The organism is Helicobacter rodentium ATCC 700285, assembly GCF_000687535.1.
Classification (GTDB): Bacteria; Campylobacterota; Campylobacteria; order Campylobacterales; family Helicobacteraceae; genus Helicobacter_D; species Helicobacter_D rodentium.
In genome coordinates this window covers 84,446-103,235 of sequence record NZ_JHWC01000002.1, presented here as the reverse complement: position 1 = coordinate 103,235, position 18,790 = coordinate 84,446, and the positions used below count along the sequence as shown (strand labels likewise).

The 18,790-nt window shown below is 35.3% G+C and carries 19 protein-coding genes; 7 read left to right on the top strand and 12 right to left on the bottom strand.

Translation table 11 applies throughout. The features are described from left to right. Positions 1-1,341, top strand: a complete 1,341-nt coding sequence (locus tag BS85_RS0102110; protein WP_026943355.1) for a type IV pili methyl-accepting chemotaxis transducer N-terminal domain-containing protein — start codon at positions 1-3, stop codon at positions 1,339-1,341. A gap of 15 nt (positions 1,342-1,356) precedes the next feature. Here BS85_RS0102110 and BS85_RS0102105 read toward each other — a convergent pair whose 3' ends face one another. The 12 genes from BS85_RS0102105 to BS85_RS10045 all read right to left on the bottom strand — a co-directional run bounded on the left by BS85_RS0102105 (position 1,357) and on the right by BS85_RS10045 (position 12,191). Beyond that, a complete protein-coding gene (locus BS85_RS0102105) occupies positions 1,357-2,268 on the bottom strand; it encodes a DMT family transporter (protein ID WP_026943354.1) in 912 nt (303 codons plus the stop codon). A gap of 73 nt (positions 2,269-2,341) precedes the next feature. Further along, a complete protein-coding gene (locus tag BS85_RS0102100) occupies positions 2,342-2,557 on the bottom strand; it encodes a DUF5408 family protein (RefSeq protein ID WP_026943353.1) in 216 nt (71 codons plus the stop codon). A 9-nt stretch (positions 2,558-2,566) separates the two neighbouring features. Continuing rightward, positions 2,567-3,391, bottom strand: a complete 825-nt coding sequence (locus BS85_RS0102095) for a metal ABC transporter permease (protein ID WP_245596264.1) — start codon at positions 3,389-3,391, stop codon at positions 2,567-2,569. Further along, entirely contained in the window at positions 3,381-4,739 is a 1,359-nt protein-coding gene (locus BS85_RS0102090; RefSeq protein WP_026943351.1) for an FAD-dependent oxidoreductase, read from the bottom strand. Before BS85_RS0102090 ends, BS85_RS0102095 begins: the two co-directional genes overlap by 11 nt. A 2-nt stretch (positions 4,740-4,741) precedes the next feature. Beyond that, a complete protein-coding gene (locus BS85_RS0102085) occupies positions 4,742-5,491 on the bottom strand; it encodes a metal ABC transporter ATP-binding protein (RefSeq protein ID WP_026943350.1) in 750 nt (249 codons plus the stop codon). Then, a complete protein-coding gene (locus BS85_RS0102080; protein WP_051604634.1) occupies positions 5,478-6,854 on the bottom strand; it encodes an SH3 domain-containing C40 family peptidase in 1,377 nt (458 codons plus the stop codon). The genes BS85_RS0102085 and BS85_RS0102080 overlap by 14 nt, the downstream gene beginning before the upstream one ends. Positions 6,855-6,863: 9 nt before the next feature. Beyond that, positions 6,864-7,205 (bottom strand): arsenate reductase family protein, encoded by a 342-nt coding sequence (locus tag BS85_RS0102075; RefSeq protein WP_026943348.1) that lies wholly within the window; start codon positions 7,203-7,205, stop codon positions 6,864-6,866. A gap of 11 nt (positions 7,206-7,216) precedes the next feature. Beyond that, positions 7,217-7,558 (bottom strand): branched-chain amino acid transporter permease, encoded by a 342-nt coding sequence (locus BS85_RS0102070; protein ID WP_051604633.1) that lies wholly within the window; start codon positions 7,556-7,558, stop codon positions 7,217-7,219. 4 nt (positions 7,559-7,562) lie between these two features. Continuing rightward, positions 7,563-8,276, bottom strand: a complete 714-nt coding sequence (locus tag BS85_RS0102065; RefSeq protein ID WP_026943346.1) for an AzlC family ABC transporter permease — start codon at positions 8,274-8,276, stop codon at positions 7,563-7,565. Positions 8,277-8,321: 45 nt separating this feature from the next. After that, positions 8,322-9,077 carry a putative metalloprotease CJM1_0395 family protein gene (locus tag BS85_RS0102060; protein WP_026943345.1) on the bottom strand — a complete coding sequence of 252 codons (756 nt, stop codon included), beginning with the start codon at positions 9,075-9,077 and terminating at the stop codon, positions 8,322-8,324. Between the two features lie 102 nt (positions 9,078-9,179). Beyond that, positions 9,180-10,769: a methyl-accepting chemotaxis protein gene (locus BS85_RS0102055; RefSeq protein ID WP_026943344.1), complete on the bottom strand. Its 1,590-nt coding sequence runs from the start codon at positions 10,767-10,769 to the stop codon at positions 9,180-9,182. Positions 10,770-10,838: 69 nt separating this feature from the next. Next, positions 10,839-12,191 carry a PAS domain-containing sensor histidine kinase gene (locus tag BS85_RS10045; protein WP_245596263.1) on the bottom strand — a complete coding sequence of 451 codons (1,353 nt, stop codon included), beginning with the start codon at positions 12,189-12,191 and terminating at the stop codon, positions 10,839-10,841. Positions 12,192-12,325: 134 nt separating this feature from the next. On the opposite strand from BS85_RS10045, the gene glyS reads away from it, so the two are divergent. The 6 genes from glyS to BS85_RS0102020 all read left to right on the top strand — a co-directional run bounded on the left by glyS (position 12,326) and on the right by BS85_RS0102020 (position 18,789). Next, positions 12,326-14,383, top strand: coding sequence for a glycine--tRNA ligase subunit beta (gene glyS / locus BS85_RS0102045; RefSeq protein WP_034550958.1), 2,058 nt, complete (start codon positions 12,326-12,328; stop codon positions 14,381-14,383). A 9-nt stretch (positions 14,384-14,392) separates the two neighbouring features. Beyond that, positions 14,393-15,049 carry a beta/alpha barrel domain-containing protein gene (locus BS85_RS0102040; protein ID WP_026943342.1) on the top strand — a complete coding sequence of 219 codons (657 nt, stop codon included), beginning with the start codon at positions 14,393-14,395 and terminating at the stop codon, positions 15,047-15,049. 70 nt (positions 15,050-15,119) lie between these two features. Further along, positions 15,120-15,371, top strand: a complete 252-nt coding sequence (locus BS85_RS0102035; RefSeq protein ID WP_026943341.1) for a YfhL family 4Fe-4S dicluster ferredoxin — start codon at positions 15,120-15,122, stop codon at positions 15,369-15,371. A gap of 8 nt (positions 15,372-15,379) precedes the next feature. After that, positions 15,380-16,861, top strand: coding sequence for a Ppx/GppA phosphatase family protein (locus tag BS85_RS0102030; protein WP_026943340.1), 1,482 nt, complete (start codon positions 15,380-15,382; stop codon positions 16,859-16,861). Positions 16,862-16,864: 3 nt separating this feature from the next. After that, on the top strand, positions 16,865-17,872 hold the full coding sequence (gene waaC, locus BS85_RS0102025) for a lipopolysaccharide heptosyltransferase I (protein ID WP_026943339.1): 1,008 nt from the start codon (positions 16,865-16,867) through the stop codon (positions 17,870-17,872). Continuing rightward, positions 17,869-18,789 (top strand): lipid A biosynthesis lauroyl acyltransferase, encoded by a 921-nt coding sequence (locus BS85_RS0102020; RefSeq protein WP_245596262.1) that lies wholly within the window; start codon positions 17,869-17,871, stop codon positions 18,787-18,789. The genes waaC and BS85_RS0102020 overlap by 4 nt, the downstream gene beginning before the upstream one ends. The last annotated feature ends 1 nt before the right edge of the window (position 18,790 follow it).

Below are 18,790 nucleotides of genomic sequence, written 5' to 3'. Positions count from 1 at the left end.
ATGACAAAAATTGTAACACGTCTCATCATACTTGGGATTCTCACAACACTCTGTATTTCTACGATGATTCTATCTGTGATTTTTATCAATCAACTTGGAATCCAAGATGGCTACATTATCAATATTGCCGGCAAAGAACGAATGCTTACACAAAAAATTACCAAAGAAATTTTTATTATCAATTCTCAAAATAACCAAGATTATACCGCATTAAATGCAGCCTTAGAGGAATTTGAAGCCAATCTGCACACATTGCGTTTTGGGAATGAGCAAAAAAACATTAATCCCCCCACTAACACAACTATTGCCTCAAAGCTAGAGGCAATCAATACGCAATGGGTAACCTTTAAGGCATTGGTAGAAGATTTCAAGCGAACTTCCAATCACCTCCATAAAGATAGAAAATTTTTAGATGAAAATAACACAAAAATGCTACTTCTCTCGGATAATATCGTCAAGTCAATGGTGGAATCTAAAATGTCTGCAAAACTCATTGATGATTCTGGGCGACAAAGAATGCTCACGCAACGGATAGCGTATTTTATGATGCGCTATTTTCATATTTGGGACGATGAATCCTATCAGGCTTTTAAAGAAAGTTATTATCTTTACGATAGCATTATCACAGACTTTTATCAAAACCCAACCCATAAGCGCATTCCCAAACTTGCAAACTCCATAAAAGAAGCTTATGAATTTTGGCAAATTTATTCTAATCATATTGATAATGTCCTCAAACTACAAGAGCGTATAGTAGAGGATTTGAAGCAAATTACTTCACAAAATACCGCAATCTTAAACGAAATTGATTGGACGGTGAGTCTTTATTCTGACATTTCAATCCGACTACGCACCTATTTAGAAAAATTCCAATATGTTGTGGCTTTTATTATGATATTGCTCGCACTTTATTCTGTTTATAACCTTTTAAATATCAAGGCACACTTAGCACACTTCTTGCATAAAACACGACTTCTAGCAAGTGGAAAACTTGACAATAATCTTGCAGAAGCAATCCAATTAGAGGGGGAAAGTGAGCTTTCACAGGCTTCACAAAATCTTTCCCGCTTTTTACAACGCATAGAAACAACCAAAGAAACCTCTCAACAAGCAATCCATTTGAGCGATCTTATCAACGAAGAAATGACAAATATTAGCGAGGAGATTCGGCACAAACTTGTTTATGCAAAAATCGCCCAAGAAAGACGCAAGAATATAGAAAATACACTTAACTTAAGCGAAGACATTGCAATCCAATCTAGCGAACAACTCATTATTGCTGCAAGGTTGATAGATAAACTCCACAGGATTTTAAAAGAAATTGAGGATTGTTGCAAGTAAAGAGAATTTTATAGGTTAATTTTTGGATTTGAATCCAAAGTGTTTTGGCTGATAGAGATTGATTAAGTAAGCAGCAAATACTGCTATACTCCCGCCAATTAGCGTTAAAACGCTTGGAATCTCCCCTAGAATTACAAAACTGCTCAAAAGAGCAGTAACAGGAATAAGTAAATTGAAGGAACTCGCCTGTGCTGCGCCCACACGCGCAACACCCATATAATAAATACTCGTCCCAACCGCTGTAGATAATACCGCAACAATAAACATCATCCACCAGAATCTTGCATCAAAGGAAAATATTTCAAGCATTGCAGGTTGAAAGATAAAAATGGGGGAAAAAAGCAATAAGCTAAAAAAGGTAATATAAAGATTAATTGCCACGGGGTGGATTCCAATATTACGACAAATAAGCGTTAAAACCGCCCAATCCAAAGCACAAAACACAAAAAGAGTATTAAATTTGCCAAAAAGCTCTTGCCAACTTCCCAAATTCAAGAGACAAGTCCCAGCAATCACACCCAAAAACAATCCCAAAATCTCATTATTCTTCATCATTTTACTAGAATCTTTTTGCAATTTTGCAACGATAAAACTCAAAAGATAGGCAAAGATAGGAATCAATGTTGTTACAAGCACACCTCCTTTACCCGCACTTCCATAATTTAAACCAATAAAATACATCAAAGAATATAAGCAGTTACATAAAGCGGCTAATATCAAGAGTTTAAATGAATGTGTATCCATACGCAATGGAATCTTTAGTAAAATCACAAGGGGAACAGAAGCAAGAAATGCAAAGAAAAAACGCCAAAAGGTTATGACATCTGCTCCAATATAACTCACCATTACTTTGCTAGCAGACCAAGATGCACCCCAAAATATCATTGCTATAACTAATAGAATATAAAATAAAAGATTCTTATTCACTGCAACTCTTTTAAAATTTTTAAAATCTTAGCAAAAATTTTATCACAAGGTAATAAGAAAAATTGATGAATGTTTATTTAAGGCTTTTTTCTAAACTTTCAAGACGAATTTCATATTCTTTTTGCATTTTGACTAAATTAGCAGTTGCAGTAATTTGATTCAATAATATCCACAAACTAAGCGATGCAAAAATAATCATAATCACACAAGCAATAAGAGAAATCTTCACTGCTTTGTTTGCAATAGTTTGGTTGCGTTTAAGCTCACTTTGTATCTCATTTTCTTGCATAAAAACCCCTTAAATCCTTTGAAATTTCCGTTTAAAAAAATAATGAAAAGTCATTAAAATAAATGAAAAAATAGCTAGAATCATTACAATACTCGCTCCTGCTTGTAAGTCATAAAGGTAAGCCACAAGGATTCCACATAGCATACAAGCAAACGAAATAAAACTTGCTCCCAACATCATTTTAGCAAGAGAAGATGTAAAAATTTCACTACAATAAGCGGGAATACTCAAAAGCGCAACAATAAGAATAATGCCAACCGAGCGCATAGAAATCACAACCCCCAAAGCAATTAAAATCATCAAAAACACACTAAAGACTTTTGTATTAATGCCTTGAAGTTGTGTGAATTCACTATCGTAAGAGATTCCTAAAATAATGCGATAATAAAATCCTACAAAAACAATGAGAAAAACACCAAAAAATACCATAAAATAAAGATCATTGGTTGTAATGCTCAAAATACTTCCAAACAAATACCCCATAAAATCTTTATTATAACCCGGTGTTAGTTCCACCAAAATCACACCCAAAGCCATACCAAATGCCCACAATGAGCCAATAAGAGAATCCAAACGCTCCTTTGCAAACAAGAGCATATAAGCTAAAAGGATTGCGCAAAATACGCTAAATCCCATTGCTCCAGCCAAAATTGGCACACCAAAGAATGCTGCGATTCCAACTCCACCATACACGCTATGAGCAATTCCACCTGCCACAAACACCATACGATTCGTTACAACAAGCGTTCCAATGATTCCACAAATAATACTCGTGCAAAATGCACCCCAAAGTGCGTTCTGCACAAAAGTATAGTTTAAAATATCAATCAACAAGCCACTCCAAACTCTCTTCGTTTAGTTCGGCTTTAATCCTATCCATTCTAATTTCAGCATTTAAATATTCTGTAATCTCAAGCATATCTATTAGAGCATTACGCATACAACTCGTAGCACCAGGGCTTGGTGTCATATTAAAGGTAATGCCTTCTCCACTTTTAATCTTTCTCTCCCCTAAAACAAGTTTTTTTGCTTTCTTGTCAAGCACTTGTGGGCGGATTCCACCAAAACCACTAGCATAAGTTAAATCTTCCACTCTAAGAGAAGGAATGATTTTTTGCGCTTCTTTGATAAAGAATTTTTTACCAATACCCGGCACCTCATACAAGAAGTTTCTTAAAATATAATTGCGAATTTCGCTATCTGAAAATAAATCCCACATAATTTGGATTGTAGCCAACTCCCCAAAACCAGAAGTTTTAAAGAAATCCAAATAAGTGCCACTTTTAAAACGTTCTAGTTTTGGGAGAGAAAGAGCAGTTGGTCCCAAACGATTCTTGCCCTTTGCGACTACATCAGGATCTCCGTGAATTGCGGCAAAAGGCAACTTAGGATTCTGCACTGCATACACCTTCCCTCTTAGTTTATCACCCGGTATAAAGAAAAAACTACCTGCCACAGGCAAACAACCAAGATCCAAACCAAATCCCATATTTTGCGCTAGAAACAATGAATGCGCTCCTGCATTAACCAGCACAAAAGAAGCAGTAATTGGTTCTTTACCTTTCGCACGAATGGTGTATTTTCCATCTCCTTGCTTGATGATATCCATAACTTGATAATTAAATACCGCTTTATGCTCATCAAACACACTTTGCTCCACCATATGGTGCGCCACAGAGCAAAAATCCATTGCGCAAAAACTTTTGCGCATTCCAGAAGCAACAACATTTTCTGCACGATCGCTCCCATCTCCTAGTTTGATGATATTGGGTTCAATCTCCTTAATATCTTCTTTGGTGAAAAATTCCAATTCCGGATAAATTTCTTTGAATTCTTCATGACGTTTTTTTATAAATTCCACTTCTTTATCCCCTACACCAATCGCCATTTTTTGATACTCAAAAATACTTTTATTTTGCAACTGATGAAACAAAGCATAAGAAACTAGCATTTTTGCTGACCTTGAAACTTTCTTTGCCTTCTCAAGGGTATAATTGGTTTCAATGTCCCCTGCGTGAATTGTTTGAGAGTTATTGTTGCCACTAGAGCTAAGAGTGGCAGGTTCTTCGTATTTTTCTACCAAAACCACTCTCTTTAAATCTGTATAATGCGTGAGTGCATAAAACAATGCACTTCCAGAAATCCCAGCTCCAATAATTGCTACATCATAAGAATTATCCATTTTCATCTCCTACCATTAGAATTCCACAAACCCATAAGTTCCACCTCACAAAAATGCTCCTCTCTTGTTTTCATATCACAAGGAATATTAATGTTGTTTGGCAAATTATGTGTTGTTACCTCTTTATTAACATATAAAACTTTTTTTGCACAATCTAGCAAAACCGATACATCGTGACTAATCATTATTATAGTCTTTTCTTGATTGATTTGTCGCAATAAATCATAAATTTCTTTTTGACTCTTTTGATCTACACTTGCTGTTGGCTCATCTAAAATCAAAAGATTAGGATTCCCACACAATGCACGTGCAATTAGCACTCTTTGACGTTGCCCTCCAGAAAGCTCACCGATTTTTTTATCCGCATAAGATTCCATACGCAACCACTTTAGCTTCTCCATTGCAATTTCTCTTGCATTTTTAGGCAAAAACCCTCCAAAAAGTCTAGGTTTTAAAAATCCCATCATCACAACTTCCAATGTTGTAATAGGAAAATGGCGATTTAAAAAAGTGTTTTGTGGGACATAACCAATACGCAAATTTTTGTCTTTAATTATCTCTCCACTTGTGGGCTTTAACAATCCAACCAAAAGACGCGCCAATGTGCTTTTGCCGCCACCATTTGGTCCAATGATTGCCCAGAAATCACCCTCACAAATCGTCCAATTCACATTATACAAAATTTGCTCTTTGGTAAAATAAAATTTAACATTTTTGCATTCAATAATTTTTTTATCTTCATTGGTTTGCATTCTTTAATTCACTCTCTAAAAACAAATTACGCATACCATAAATGCGATGAATTAGTAATTTTTTTTGGTCAATACCTTGTATATCCTTACCAATCTCAAGTGGAGTAATGGCAATTTTTCCAATAATCTTTCTCCCCTCTTGTGTTTCATTTTGTAGCGTTCTTAATCCCCAAATATCGTGCAGGATATAAATTTGCCCATTGAATTGCCCAAGATAAAGCATAATATGCCCTTTCATACCAAGGAGTGTGCCAAAAGGAATCGCATTTTGTTTAATAGATTCTATTTTTTGTTCCGCGTTTAGCGAGTTAAAATCAAAATATAAAGCGAAATCCTTTTTTTCTTTATTTTCATAGCGCATTTGAGCCTGTGAATTTCTAGGCAAATAGAATCCAAAATTACCTAAAATATCACGCAAAAACATAGAGCAATCCCGATTGCCAAACATACCACCCCAACCATATTTCTCACCCATAATTCCCTGAGCCAAACTAGCAACTTCTAAACCAGAAAAACTCATTGGAAATTTTGCAAAAGATTCTTGATTCAATATAACTTTAAGCGAATGCGCATAGCCACGAGAATCCCGTAAGAAAATTTGACTTTCATATTTACTTTTAGTGCTTCCAAGCATTGGCAAAACCATTCCAATACGCGCAGATTCTAAATATTCTTGATGGTAATTTCTAATAGGTGTAAAATCTTGAGTAACTACTAAAAAATCTCGTGTTTGCTCTAATTCCTTTATTTGATTATCATTTAAGATTCCAACATCTAAGCTCAAAACCCACCCACTGACAAATCCACTCTCTACAAATGCCCATTTGCCTGAACGCGAATAATGCGTAATTAACACGGGTGTCCCCAAATAAATAGAAGAATTTTGCCAATAATCAAAAGGGAATCCCTCTCCCGCTTTCTTTGGATTATAAAATCTTGGCTTGTTTGTAGGCAAAACACGCAAGTTTGTATTGCGTGTAATAATAGCGGGCTTCTTTGTGCTTGGATAAGCATCTAAATTTGCCTCAAATTCAAGCAATTCAATTTCCTCTCTCTCATAGGGCAATAAATTTTCTCCAAAACCTAAATTCTTATAGGCTGCATTTAATCCCCATTTTAATTCCTCTGCACTATGTTGCACCTGCCTTTTAAAAGGAGAGAAAAAATGCGCTAAATATTCCTTTTTTAAACTAGATTTTTTTGCTTGATTTAAGCTAAGAGATTTTTGGGTAAAAACCTTTAAATCTTGCGCAGGCAAAGCAATCGCAATCTCTTGCGGATTATCTAATTTTTGAGCACAACCAGCAAAAAATAATCCAAAAAACAATAGAGCGAAAATTACAACCTTATCTTTTAGTTCCATCTTTTTAATTCACCATTGTGTATTTTGATAAAAATTTTCATCAAAACCCACTATGACGCCCTCTTTGCATTCAATTACTGGACGCTTAATTAACATTGGTTCTTTGATGAGCCATTCTTTTATCTCCGATTCCGTTAAAGCCAAATCTTTTAACCCTAGTTTTTTGTAAGTTGTCCCCTTTTTGTTGTATAGCGTCTCTAAACTAACAAATTTCAACCAATTATTTAAAAGATTCTGCGTTGGTGGAACAACCTTAAAATCTATAAACTCATAAGGAATATTTTTGGAATTTAAAAAATTCAATGCTTTTTTAACACTTCCACAATTCTTAATACCATAAATTTTTACCATTCAATTCCCTTTCAAAATACTTTTAATGCAAAAATATAAAAAATAATTCCTGCAAAAATGCTTAATACAGAATTTTTAGAAAACACAAAACATACAACAGCACAAGCAATTCCCCCGATTTCATAAAGCCCATAGGTTTCACTCCAAGCCGTATCTTTTAAACTAAAAAAGACTAAAAGCGTCATAATAAGTAAAGGCATAGTTTCCTGCAAATAACTCAACAATAATGATTTATTTGCCTTTCTTAAAACAAAAAATGGCAAGAATCTTGTTAAAGCCGTGCCAAAAGATGCAGCTAGAATTGCTCCTAAAATATAAAACATATTTAATTCCTCGCTTGTTTGCATTTCCATATTGCTAATCCTTTGACATTTTTGAGCTTGATAGATTCTGCGCACTTTGAATCCACTTTCTAAAAATCAACAAAATAGCGATTCCACATACCAAACTCAAAATCAAAAACTGCTCACTAGGAAAAACAACAAGCCCCAATACACCAAGAACCAAAGCAATATAAAAAGGTTTTTTGTTTTTAGAACTTTTCAACAATGCTAAAGTTAATACACTAAAGAGTGCAGTAAGTGCAAACTCCACCCCTTGAGGTTGGAATCCTAATTGCTCTCCCAAAAAGATTCCAATCGCACAACCCAAAATCCAATAAATATGGTCAAAAAGGGTAATATAGAGATAATTTTTCTCCATTTCTTTTGGGCTAAGATTGAGTGTTTCTTTGTTTGTTTTTAATACAGCAAATGTTTCATCTGTAAGCCCAAAAAGAATATAATATTTGGAGATACCAAAATTCTTGATTTCATCTGTAACAGCTAGAGAGTAAAACATATGGCGAATATTAAGCAAAAAAGAAGCGACTGCTATTTGAAAGAATCCTGCGTGAATTGCAAGCAAAGAAACAAGCAGAAACTGACCCGCCCCAGTAAAAATCAAAATTGCGATTAAAATACCAAAATACCAAGCCAAATGCAATTTGGAAAATAAGATACCAAAGGCGATACCAAGCGGTAAATACCCCATCAATACAGGCAATGTCTGTAAAAAACTTTTTAAAAACATCTATTTAACAATATCCAATGCGAAATAAGTTTTCAAGATTCAAGTTTAACCAGCAATATCAAGTCTTGGAGTATAAGAATTACTTGTTGTGTTTGCAGCATAACTCTTGATTGCATATTGAATATACTTATTAGAGGACTGCTCTTGGTTAGAAGTTTGAAATTTTGCATTATTTGTATTAGAAGAATTTTGATTTGCAACACTCTCGGCACTCTTGGAAGCAGATTCCACTTCTTGTGTATTTTGTGTATTATCCGAATCTTTTGTTTGTTCCTTTATCTCCTCTGCTTGTTCTCTTGCTTGCTCACTTCTAGCTTGTATTTCCATTTGCGCAGCACTAGCAGCAACTTTATAATCTTGAGGGCTTGGGTCAGCAGGAGCCATTGCAGCAGATACAATTTGACGCGCATTTTGGATTGTCTCTTCTGGCGTTCTACCTTCTTTCATAGAGATTGGCACTTCACCTGATGTAGCATACATTTTACCATCCGGTCCGCGTGTATAACCAAAAGTAGCTCCTCCACTCACGACACCCGCACCAGCCCCTATATGCGCAGCTTCGTGCGCACGCACATTTGCGTCTATTGCAGCTAACTCACGCACATATTGCTGTTCGCCCTCATCTAATTTTTCACCATTGGGTGCTTCAGGAGCAGTGAAGTCCTTCTGTTTTGATTCCTCATCAGTAGATTGTGTATTTTGCGATTCCATTGTGTTGCTAGAATTTTCTTTAGAATCCTGTGCTTTAAAATGATTGGAGTAATTTTGCAAACCAAAATAAGAATTTGTCATAATTTGCATTTGTCTCTCCTTTTTCAATCTTTTATGTTAATTATAACTCAAATTAGAATAATCATTTATAAAACCACTCAAGACTTTGAGTCAAATATTACCAAAGCCAAACTATACCTTGAAAGAATCTAGCTGACTATTTAGCGCACTTGCTTTTTGAGAAATTTCCTTAGAGATTCCATCAATCAAATGCACAGCTTTGCTATTTTCATCTGTTAGCCTTTGCACCTCGCCCACTTGCCTTAAAATATCATTGACTGCCCCAAAAAGCTCATTTGTTTTCTGTAAAGATTGCGAGGAAGCTTCCACAGCATCTTCTAGCGATTTAACACTCGTCTCTAAATCTTCCGTGCTTTCTATTGAAGCATCTGCAATATGCACCGTATTTTGCACATTTGCACCCATTGCATTATTTGCATCAGAAACAGATTGGACAATTGTATTTACCACCGCATTCACCTCGCCCAAGCTTTTTTGTGTACGTTCTGCTAATTTTCGCACTTCATCAGCTACAACCGCAAAACCTCTCCCCGCTTCCCCTGCACGCGCTGCTTCTATATTGGCATTTAAAGCAAGCAAACTTGTATGGTCGGCAATATCCGCAATAATCGCTAAAACATCTTTAATTTTTTCTGTTTCTTGAGCAGTTTGTGCAAGACGTTCCGCAATATCGCGTTCCACACCCACATTGCTTTGCACCTCATTGATAACTTTCAACAAAAGCTCCTTTGTCCTAGAAAGTTGATTTGCGGATTCTTGAATATCGTGGGCACTTTTTTGCACCAAGGACATAGAATCATTTAGCATTAATTCAATATTGTTCCCAAGATTCGTGCTTTGTTCCACAATCTTAACCAAACATTCAATCCGCTCATCAATTTCTTTAGAGGCAGTAGAAAGCTGCGTGGATTGCAAAATATTTTGATGACTTGCATCTTTAGCATCTGCAACCGTATTGTCAATTTTTTGGATAAAATCATTAATATACGAACTTGCTTTTGCAATTTCATCTTCATTTCTGATTGGCAAACGTTTCGTTAAATCTCCCTCCCCTTGTGAAAGGTCGTAAGCCACACTTGTGAGATTCAAAATTGGATTAAATACCCAACGATTAAACAAAAACAACAAGACAAGCAAAGCAATAACGCTTACACTCACCATCCAAAGAATAACCTTAACTTGAACTGCACTAGAACGATCCATTAACTCCTGACTTGAAATTTGCATTTCAGCCACACCCAACACTTCACCCACTTGAGAGGTCGCATGGCACATCAAACAAGCCTCTTCTGCAATGATTGGTTTTGCCATCAAATACCCTTGGTCTTTCTCAGTTTGATAGGTTTGAATCAACTCTTTCTTAGTCTTAAAAACCTCCAAAATCTCTGGGCGCGTAGTGTAAATCTTTTTTAACCCCATTAACTCAATAATAGCTTGAGAAGGGAAAACTTCCATATTTGTAATGCCTTGCACTTTCTTAGAACCATTAATAAAACCACCGATAATTTCCGGGTCTCCTGTATTCATCGCAACTTTTAAACCTTCAAAAAGCATTGCATTAAGCTGGTGCAGCTCGTTAGTTGAACTACTCTTAGCAATAGTGTCAAAGCCACTTGCCAAATTATAATGCACCATTCCCAAAAGGGCTAACAAGAATACAACAATCATCACAATGATTTTAGAGCGTATAGTCTTTAGCATAATTATTCTTCCCTAATAAATTCCCAACTATTTTTATATCATTTTATCAGAAATTAATGAATTTATTTCTTAATTTTCTTTGCTAGTCTTAATTCCAACTTCTGTTTGCATTGGCAACTCAATCTTAAATTCTACTCCCTCTTTTTCATTTACAAATAAGATTCTGCCCCCCATTTTATCCAAAATCATCTGCGCCATTGCCAAGCCCATTCCACTACCATTTTCTTTGGTGGTAAAAAATACCTCAAACACTTTATTTGCAATTTCTGTATGAATCCCACCACCATTATCTTGCACACGAATAACGCAAAACTTAGCTCCAGCAATATTTTGCTCCATCGCACATTCAATACAAATTTTCCCCTCTTTAATCACTTCATTCTTTAATCGTGCTTTAATTGCTTCAATTGCATTATCCAAACAAACAATCATCACTTGTTGCAATTCATTTTTGCTACTATAAATTTTAAGTTGCTTTTTTACCTTACAAGGTCGCATTTTAATATGAATCCTTTTATCCACAAGCCCATAAAACAAATCCAACATTTCTTTGATTGTAGAATAAACTTCAAACCATTCTTTGTTTTTGCTAGGATTGTAAAATTCTCGGAATGTATCCATTGTATTGGACATAAAATGGATTTGTTTTGCCATTATTTGAATATAATTTTCCAAATTTTCTTTATTCAATTCCCCTAATTGATTCATTTCTTTGAGATTTTGACAAAGAAGATATAAAGAGTTTAAGGGTTGCTTCCACTGATGAGCGATATTGCCTATCATTTTTCCCATTGCTTCTTCTTTGTTCTTTTGCATTAATGCAATCTGTTTATTTTGCAACTCCTCTTCTAGTTTTGCAATATCTGAAATATCCACAAAAGCAAAATAAATGGTTATTTTTTGCGCAAAACCCATAAGATAAATGGAGATAATCACAGGAATAACAGAATCAGAAACACATAAATTTAACCGAAAATTTTGACGCAATTTGCTCTGCTTGAGTTGTGCGATTTTTTCAAATACAAATTTCTTGTGCGCCTTATCGCTAAATAGCTCCAAGATATTATGATTTAAAATTTCTTTGCCAAATAAATCAAAAGCGGCGTGATTACGCTTTATAATTTTTAAGTCCTCATCTTGTGTTAGAATAATGGCATTGGAGCTATTTTCAAATAGATAATCATACGCATAATCGCTTTTTAATCTCTGTGCGATTTCATATTCTATTTGATTAGCGAGTTCTTTGCTGAAATTTTCAATTTGCATATTTTTATTTAGCAATTCGCTTTCAAGCTCCACTTTATTCTTGACTTTATCTAAAAGTCTTTTATAATTCAAAAACAAATAGATTATCACGCCAAAAAAACAAACAGCAAGCCCAAAAAATAGAATCGTAAGAGAGTAATTTTCATTCCAATTCATCAACCATTCCATTGCTTATTCCCGAGCTAATTTGATGACATTCATTATATCCTAAAATCAATTATTTATGGATTTTAAAGCTTTTTATTCTATTTATTTTGTTACAATTTGGGAATTTTTTTTAAGAGGTAATAATGGCAACTACATCAAATACAAGCCCACTTTTACTTGAAATTGGCACAGAGGAATTACCTGCGATTCCTTTTTTAACCGAGCTTCCAAACATTAAAGGTAAATTTCAACAAGTCCTAAAGGCAAACCGACTTCTTTGTGAATTTGATTTTTTTTATACGCCAAGACGTCTAGTTCTGATTGCACAAGACTTTCCTAAATCTCAACAAGAAGAAACATTGGAGTTTTTTGGACCACCCTTAAGCATTGCCTATAAAGACAATGCGCCCACTCCAGCCGCATTGGGATTCTTTAAAAAATGTGGGATCACCAAAGAAGAAGTAAGCACAATAACAAAAGAAGGGAAAGAGATTTTGTATTGCCAAAAACAAGCACCGCAAATTCCAGCAATCAACCTTTTAGAGCAAATCATCAAAGACTTTTTGGAATCATTACATTTTGGCAAAACAATGCGTTGGGGTAGCCTAAAGGAATCTTTCATTCGTCCAATTTCTTGGATTTTATGTTTGTTGGATAATAAACTTGTCCCTCTAAATCTCTATGGAGTAGAAAGCAAAGCGCAAACTTTTGTGCATCGCAACATAAGTTTTGAACCTTATGATATTCAGAATATCCCAAATTATTTTGATATTTTATGCCACAATGGTGTTATTTTAGATCAAAATAAACGCAAAGAAAAAATTTTAGCAGAGATTCAACAAATTGAAGACACAAAGGGCATTAAAGTTGAATTGGATTCAGAATTATTAGAAGAAATTATAAGCATTACAGAATATCCAACTGCACTTTTTGGTGAATTTAGCGAACATTTTTTAGAAATTCCAGCACCCTGCATTATTACTTCAATGAAAGTCAATCAACGTTATTTTGCCACCTATCAAGGGGAGCGGCTTTATAATGGATTTGTGCTTGTTTCTAATAGTTTAGCACAGGATTCTAAAGCAATTATAGAAGGTAATATCAAAGTGCTTCGTGCGCGTTTAGAGGACGCACTCTTTTTCTATCATAACGATTTAAAAGCAGGTTTTCAGCCTGAACGACTTAAAGAAGTTATCTTTGTAGAAGGCTTAGGTTCTATGTGGGATAAAACAACACGAGAACGCAAAATTATCCAGATTTTAAGCCAACTCTTTGAACAACAGCTTACAGAAATCGAACCAAATCTCGCACTTCTTACTGAAATCTTAGAACAGGCTACGACATTAAGCAAAGCAGATTTGATGAGTGAAATGGTATATGAATTCACAGAATTACAGGGCATTATGGGCTATTATTATGCAAAGGCTTTGCGCTATGATGATAGAGTGGCACTTGCAATCAAAGAGCAATATTTACCAAACTCCGAGGAAAGCGTATTGCCATCTAACCTCATTAGCGCACTGGTTGCTCTTGCTTATAAGCTAGATAACTTAATGGGGCTTTTTAGTGTTGCTAAGATTCCAAGTGGCTCAAGAGACCCTTTTGCGTTGCGTAGAGCAGCAAATGGGGTAATTAAAATCATCTTACATTTTAACTTACCCTTTAACCTAAAAACCACTTTAGAGAAACTTGCCCCCCTTTATCAATCCTTTAATTTGGAATCTCTTGAAAATTTTATTTTAGAGAGATTGGATTCCACATTGGAATTTAATACTTCTTTATTGCGTGCGGTTTTAGCCACAGGCGAGAGGGATTTGGTGCAAATATTCCAAAAACTTGTCGCGCTAGATTCCACCCTTAAAAATCAAGACAAAAACCTCTTATCACAAACATTCAAAAGACTTGCAAATATCACAAAAGAAGTGAATTTGAATTCTGCTTTGGAAATTAAAGAGCATAAATTACTTGCTCAAGAAGAGATAGAGCTTTATCAAGCCTTTAATGCTTGTGTTTTAAAGGGCGAGGATTACTCTGCGCGTTTAGAATCTTTGCTGCAACTTAGCCCAATCCTAGATAGGTTCTTTGATAAGGTGCTAGTCAATGCGCCTGATGAGGATTTTAAAAACAATCGCAAACATTTAATTGCAAAAATCTATAAAGCTTTTTTAGAAATTGCAGACATTAAAGAAATCAGCTTTTAAGGCTTAAACTTGCGCACTTTTAGTGAAAATGAAATCACAAAAATCAAACAAACTCTTCGCAAAAAAAAGCAAAGCTTTCCTCAAGAATGGCTTGGACGCGCACTTGCCTATACCCCCTATCAACCGCGCCCCTTATATGGAAGCCTAAAGAAAAGTATAGATTTTACTCCCAAAAATCTATATTATTTCTCACAAAATTTACTTTCCAAAGCACAAACTGAATTTTTGCAAACTGCAAAATATTACGAAAATCAAGCGAGTGGATTTTTCATAGAATCCCTAGAATATTTAACTTACCTTAGACGCTATGTTTCTATTCCTTTGGTTTATGATTTTTTAATCTTGGATTCTTACCAGCTACTAGAATCCCTTGTGTATGGCACAGATGGTATTGTTTTTTATCCTCAATTTTTAACACAAAAAGAACTTAAAGATTTGAGTGATTACGCACTAAAAATTGGCTTGGAGAGAATCTTTCGCATAGAATCCAAAGAGGATTTAACTAAATCCATTTTTGCCAAAGCAGATATTTTGGATTTAAATGGCAACTTCACCCTTCTCCCAATGATTCCAAAAAACAAAATTATCTTAAGCAAGATTCCGCAAGAACTTCAAAATCAAACGCAACACCTCCAAGCATTGGACGCAAAGATTTTAATTTTATGATATTTAAGTTATTCTTTAGAATTTTTTAGTTAAAAACCTCATTTTAAATTTGATAGATTATGGAGAAATTATGTCCTTAATGATTAATGAAGAATGCATTGCCTGTGATGCTTGTCGCGAAGAATGCCCAAACGAAGCGATTGAAGAGGGAGACCCTAACTACACGATTGACCCAGAACGTTGCACAGAATGTTATGGATTCTATGACGAACCAGCTTGTCTTTCTGTTTGTCCGGTAGATGCGATTATATCAGACCCAGATAATGTAGAGACTTTGGAAGAATTAAAGTTTAAACATTCTCAACTTCACCAAGAAGATTAAGGCAAAAAGTGGCACAAATTACTGCAATTATTGATATTGGTTCTAACTCTGCTAGAATGGCGATTTTTAAAAAAACGAGTCATTTGGGATTCCATTTACTTTATGAAACCAAAAGCAAAGTTAGAATCTCTGAATCCACTTATGAACATCAAGGCTATTTACAACCTACACCTATGGAGCGTGCAATCTGTGCGTTAAAGGATTTTCTATGGATTGCAAAATTACATAAGGCGCGCAAAATTCTATGTGTTGCAACCTCAGCAGTACGTGATGCGCCCAATAAAGCGGATTTTTTAAAACTCGCAAGAGAAATTGGATTGAAAATCAAAGTCATTAGCGGAGAGCAAGAAGCTTATTTTGGCGCATTAAGTGCGCTTAATCTTTTGCCCTACAACGAAGGTCTCACAATTGATATTGGAGGGGGTAGCACAGAATGTGCATTAATAGAAAATTTCAAAATTATTGATAAAATCTCATTGAATTTGGGAACGATTCGTTTAAAAGAATTATTTTTTGATAAAGGGGACTTGAAAGGCGCAATCGATTTTGTGCAGCAAACCCTTGCTAATCTTCCCTCTCACTTCAAACATCAACGCATTTTTGGAATTGGAGGAACTGCAAGGGCTCTTAGCAAGGTTATTCAAAAACAAACGGATTATCCACTAGATACCCTTCACGCTTTTGAATACGATTTCCACGCACACGCTAATCTTTTTCATCAAATTTACACAACCAACCCATTGGAATTGCCTAAACTTGGAATCAAAGAAGATAGGATTGATTCGATTCAAGGTGGTGCATTAATTTTTCACCTAGCATTGCTTAATTTTGAAGCCAAACATATTATCACAAGCGGAGTTGGGGTGCGCGAGGGAGTTTTTCTAAATGACCTTCTGCGTTATGAAAATGGACATTTTCCTCCTAATTTCAATCCGAGCGTGAGAAATTTAAAGGACCGCTTTATCAGTGATTTTAAGCAATCCAATCTACAAAAGACTTTAGCATTAAGGCTTTTTGAATCCCAAAAAAAACATCAATTAGTCAGCGATTCCTATCAGCCACATTTGTGCATTAGCGCAGAACTATGCAATATCGGGGTCGCACTTAATTTTTATGAAAAAAGTCGGCACGGCAACTACATTTTATTCAACGCTTTAAGCTATGGCTTAAGTCATAAAGACCGCTTATTAATTGCTACTCTTGTGCGATTTGCCTCTAAAAAAATTCCAGATTCTTTGCCCTATGCAGATTTATTGCCTGATATTACAACCCTTAGGATTCTTAGTTTCTTTGTTGGACTTTGTGAAATTTTAAGTCAAAATCAAGCCCCAAAAGATTTTGATTTTGCCTTTTATTCAAGCCCCAAGGGTTTAACACTGCAAATTACACATTCTAAATTTTCTTATCTCGTGCGCGAACAAATCACCAAACTAATCCTTCCAAGCCAAATTGTGGAAATTGCTTTTTTGGATTCAAAAATATCAAACTAGCCAATGAAAACTCCTCTTAAAATTGCTATCGTTCGCTTAAGTGCTATGGGGGACATTATCCATAGCGCAAGCGTCTTGCCTTTGCTTTTAGAGGATTTAAACAAAACCTACCAAACAACCTTGCATTGGTATGCAGATAGTCTTTTTAGTGAAATTTTAGAAAATTCTCCCTACATTGACAAATTGATTCCAATCCCTCTTAAACAATCCATTCAATCCAAAAACTTTCATCGCTTAAAAGCCATTTACTCTACGCTTAGGCAAGAATCGTATGATATTGTTTTGGATTTGCAGGGCTTATTAAAATCCGCTTTTCTTAGTAAATGCCTTAAAACAAATCAAATTGTCGGATTCCAAAGTGCAAAAGAATCTCTTGCAACACTATTTTATCACCAAAAAATCCCAATTCCTTATGGAGAGCATATTTTATTACGCAATGCAACTTTAGCATTCAGTGCATTTTCTTTAAATATTCCAACCCTAGAAACCTTGAAAAACCCAAAAATCTTTCTAGGTTTTCAAGATTGCCCACCTTTTGATTTGCCCCAAGGCAAAAAGATTCTTTGTGTGCTAGAGACTTCTAAACCAAACAAAACATATCCCTTAGAACACTTTGTAGAACTTGCACTCCTTTTGAATGCACAGCATTGTACGCCACTTTTTCTAAGTCGCGAAAAACTAGAGATTCTAAACCCCAAAAATGCACAATTCCAGACGATTCAAAACTTGAATTTAAACCAAATCAAAAGCCTTATCACGCAAATGGATTTAGTCATTGGTGGAGACACGGGCATTACACATCTTGCTTGGGCTTTTAAATGTCCCTCTATCACACTCTTTGGCGCAACGCCTCCTAGCCGATTCAATCTTTACACCAAGCAAAACCTTTTTTTAAGCGCAAATCCGGATGCAAACTACCAAAAGGACGACTTTAGTATCCGCACAATCGCACCTTTAGAGGTTTCTAAACTTGCATTGCATCTCTTAAATGCTTCAAAGGAAAACAAATGAAGCCTTTGTTGTTCCTTAAAGAAATGGCTTTTTTTTCTAGTCTTAAAGCTTTGGGATATTTCTTCTTATTTATGCCCCATTGTTTGCGGCTTGGATTTGCTAAAGGAATCGCATTTATCCTCTACTGCCTAGATTCCAGACGCAAATTTGATTTAATGGCTAACTTGAATTTTGCTTACAATAATGCCTTAGAGGATTCCAAAAAGCGAGAAATTCTAAAAATAAATTATCTCAATCTTGTTTATAATTCCATTAGTTTTTTTATGTTGGCAGTGAGCAACAAAGAGCATATTTTAAAAACAACTTGTTTTGAGAATGGAGAAATCATTGAATCCCTACTTCAAAAGGGAGAAAAAATTATTTTCACAACAGCACACTATGGAAATTGGGAATATACCACACCCGCTTTTACCTGCACTTTCAATCACCCGATTGTCGCAGTAGCAAGAATGACACCAAGTGCCTTAATTAACGCTTATCTCATCAAAACGCGTTCAAAGTTTCAAGTAAAAATCCTAGACAAACAAGGTGCAATGCTAGGGTTAGTCAAAGCCCTAAACAAAAGCAATGCAGTTGGAATCGTAACAGACCAAAATACCGCAAATAGCGAAGGATTGCTCGTCAAATTCTTTGATAAAAATGTCCGCCATACACCCATCGCCTCTATTTTGGCTCTCAAATATGACGCCAAAATCGTGCATGCCTTTGCTTCTTATTCTCAAGATTATCGCAAAATTATTATCAAAATACTTCCTCCGCTAGAATTTCAAAAAACAGAAAATTTGCAAGACGATATTCAAAATCTAACTCAACTGCAAAGCGATATTTTGGAAAAAATAATTCGCGAAAATCCTAAAGAATGGCTATGGTTTCATAAGAAATTTAAAAACCAATATCCAGAAATTTACAGGCATTAGG